Genomic DNA, 3,630 nt, shown 5'->3' on the forward strand with positions numbered 1-3,630 from the left:
AAAAATTCGTGTATATTTGATGGTTTATTTGCTATACGAAAAAACATAATTATAAAATATTTTTAAAAACTGTTGACTTTAACTAGCTGGTCTATGGTTAAAAAGGTACAAGAAACCGACATTTTTTATATTTACTGATCTATTTTTACCTTATTATTATAAAAATTTATTCAAACTTTTACTGAGTAAAAATTATCTGTATTCAACGGCCTTCCTAAATAAATGCTTTATTTTATATTGTACCAATCAACTCACTCTGTTCCTTTTCTGTTAGAGCATTTAAAATATGATAAATTTCATTAATATAAAGTATAGTTTTTAAAGAATTTGCCTCTGTACCATGATTTATAGATTCACCATGTGCAATTTTATGTCTATTAAAATCATCCGTTTTTTCAGGGTATTTTGGATCAAAATTTAAGTAAAGATAGTCAATAAAATTAGTAATGTATTTATGCAAAAATTCCTCAAGTTCTTCTATCATATTCTTAAATTCCTTATAAATTGGTCCCCATTGCCTACATGCCAAACCACAAGTCTCTCTTATAAAATCTCTAATAATTCCTTCTCCATTACTAATTAAACTCTGTATTGCAGATGCATATTTTCCACTCTTATGAGAATATATCGCTTCCTCTAGTAATGTATACTTCTTTGCTAAAAACTTAGTTTCACACCATGTATCTAACATTATATTTAGATTGTAAAAATTATCTTCCTTAAAAAAATCGCATATTATTTTATCTACTTTATCCTTATTTAGATGTTCAGACTCTTCCATAATGTCTCCAATAATTTCTTCAGGGATATCAGAGATATACCACCAACCAAACCTACCTAATGTTTCTGCCTGTTTTTTAAGTTCCTCTTTAACTACTAATCTTTCTATTTTTATCGATTGTAGATCAATAAGAAATGGTTTAAAAATTCGCATTACCTCTTCTTGTAATGAAGTAAAGGCAAATACTTTTTCAGCAGCCGTTACAGTTGTAATTGCTTTAACAGCGCTTTCAAATTGTCTTAAAGGGTTATACAAAGCCTGCCTAATAGCACTTTCTTGAATTGCAATACTCTGCATAGATTGCATAATTGCAGGATTATATATTCCCTTCCAACTGTGAATCACAGAAGTCATCTGTCCCAATGCCTTCTGATGCTTTAAAAGAACATTATTAATGGGCTCCATCTGTAATCCGATGTTACCAATATTTTTTAATAAATTCTCATTCCTTTTAATGAAATTATTATATATCTGCATTGATTCAATCGCTTTATTGTTTAATTGTATATTTGGTACAATCCCTAAAGCAGGTTGTAATATTCTTTCATTTCTATTCATCCAATCCAATTGATTTCTTATGCCTGCAACTTGGTTTAAAAGTCTCATATTGCTAGGGATAATTTCTGCTGGCTTGAAAGACTTCATAACTTTAGAAATCTTTTCTCTATAGACTTCATCTTCCTTCTTATTAATTAAATAAAACTTTTCAAAGAAACTATCAATTTCCGTATAATCTACTTCAATATCCTTTAAGTATTTTGAACTGTCTATGATTCCTCGTCCTATTCTTATTAAGTCACTATTATTTATACTGCTAATATCATCTATGTCTAAGTTAGGTATGGTATTATCTCCGTCTATAAACTTCTTATTTTGATTAATTATTTCTAAAGTCATTATATAGAATGCTAATCTATAGTCTTTATTTCCTTCGTATGCATCTCTATACTTTTTTGCAGCATTCATGCTGTAAGTAATAGGCAGTCTAACTTCTTCTCCATTAATAGTAACAGGTATAAATTTTATGGATCTTTTATACGAATCTATAAATTCCTCTGCACCTCTATCTCCCATTTTCCTCACCTTTCTTTAGTTGCCGTATAGTATAATAAAAATTTTATCATATGTAATAAATAGAATAAAGCCCAGCATATACTCGCAGTACATCTTCCTGCAAATACATCTGGGCTTTCACTAATATTTATTATTATTTATCAGTCTTTATTTTAATTCGTCAATACTTATCATGTTGAGACATAGATTAGACTTTTCTATTTCATTATAAAAATAAGTAGAGCACCCTCTAATATAAGGATGCTCCTTTACCGACAAAGCGCCAACTTCGCCATATCTGAATATTTTCGTGCCAGTAGGTCGCCAAACCTACTATAACTGTATCTTGATTATACTATAGTATATGCATGTTGTCAACTTTTATCCACACTTTTTAGTTTGTCCGTTAAGTATTCTACTTTTCCTTCTAATGAATTAATAATATTCTGCTGTTTCGTTAGAATATCAGATATGCCTAAAACATTAAATAACTTTTTATCTATATCATTAATCTCATTTTTAAGAGTACAAACCTTCAATAAAATCCTCTCTTTACCAACAGTTTTTATTTGCCCTAAATCAATAGTTCCTGTTAAAATTGAAGATTGCTTTTTTTCATTAATATACTTATATCTTCCTTGTATAGGTATTTGAATATCTGGTATAGTTAATTTACTATTTGATATAATTGCACAGGTAAACACTGGTGATTTAAAGTTATAAGCATTAGATTGAAGAACTACACAAGGTCTAATTTTATTTTCTTCACTTCCTATATTTTCACCTAAGTCTACAAAATAGACTTCTCCGCGCTTAACAGTCCAATTTCTTTGGTGTTTTTTACTATTTTCATAATAAATTTTTCTAGTAGCCCAGTTTATAATCTTTTGCGTTTTGCTAAGTTCAATTTGCATATTTCTAATGTCCCCTTTTGTATTTCTTATTATAAGTATATATCATTATTTTGTAGATTTCAATTAACTGTTAACACTATAGTATTTCTCTTAAATGAACTCTTTGATTGATTCTTCAAACGTAAATATCTCCAGTATATCATAGTTTTTATTAGATATATTGACACCATATTCTGGTTTGCTAGTTTGTCCCGGTTTATCATAATTTCTATCTACAAAAACCTCATTTGGTACTTCCCAGGCTGCTGAAGGAATTAGAAAAATATCAGGATTCTTTCCATCCTCAAATAGTAGTAATGTTAAATATAAGTTCTTATTGCTAATATCAAACTTATTTTTAGCCATGAAAACATATCCTTTATTTCTTAAGGACTTTACTTGAATTTCACAAAATCGTCCTGTTTTATCCTTTACTATAAAGTCTATTCCATGGTCATCTACTTCACATGTATAAACCTCTAAGCCATAGGATGCAAATTCCATCTTTGCAAAATATTCAGCATATCTCCCTAATTGCAAAGAATTTAATTTAGACCAACCAGTATTAGGCATATTTCCACTTCCCCCTAGTTCAATTATAATCTGCTAAACATTCCTTTTGTTTTCTCTTGATTATCAACTTGATATATATGTATTTTCTCTAAAATTTTTTAATCTTACCCCATATCTTCTAGTAAACTCTCAACTTTACTTAAGACTCCATCCAATTCTTCCAATGTAGTTACCTTTTTTAGAAAAGGATTTGGATAATTGTTCTGGTCCCTTATTTCGATCTTCTTAACATATTGGGAAATACAATGAGACATCAAGAAGGTGCTAAGATTGCTGCCGAGATGTTATATGGAAAAGGCAAATATATTGAGTTTTTAAATGATAAAGAAC

General features: G+C 29.0%; 3 protein-coding genes. All 3 read right to left on the reverse strand.

The window, feature by feature from the left end; translation table 11 throughout:
- Positions 1-232: 232 nt before the first annotated feature.
- The 3 genes from BUB34_RS12770 to BUB34_RS12780 all read right to left on the reverse strand — a co-directional run bounded on the left by BUB34_RS12770 (position 233) and on the right by BUB34_RS12780 (position 3,300).
- Positions 233-1,855 carry a hypothetical protein gene (locus tag BUB34_RS12770; RefSeq protein WP_073127840.1) on the reverse strand — a complete coding sequence of 541 codons (1,623 nt, stop codon included), beginning with the start codon at positions 1,853-1,855 and terminating at the stop codon, positions 233-235.
- 353 nt (positions 1,856-2,208) lie between these two features.
- A complete protein-coding gene (locus BUB34_RS12775) occupies positions 2,209-2,748 on the reverse strand; it encodes a type II toxin-antitoxin system PemK/MazF family toxin (RefSeq protein WP_073127842.1) in 540 nt (179 codons plus the stop codon).
- A gap of 90 nt (positions 2,749-2,838) precedes the next feature.
- The gene (locus BUB34_RS12780; RefSeq protein ID WP_242948893.1) at positions 2,839-3,300 is read right to left on the reverse strand and encodes a DUF4365 domain-containing protein; all 462 of its coding nucleotides are present in this window, start codon (positions 3,298-3,300) and stop codon (positions 2,839-2,841) included.
- Positions 3,301-3,630 lie beyond the last annotated feature (330 nt).

The organism is Asaccharospora irregularis DSM 2635, from assembly GCF_900129815.1.
Taxonomy (GTDB): Bacteria; Bacillota; Clostridia; order Peptostreptococcales; family Peptostreptococcaceae; genus Asaccharospora; species Asaccharospora irregularis.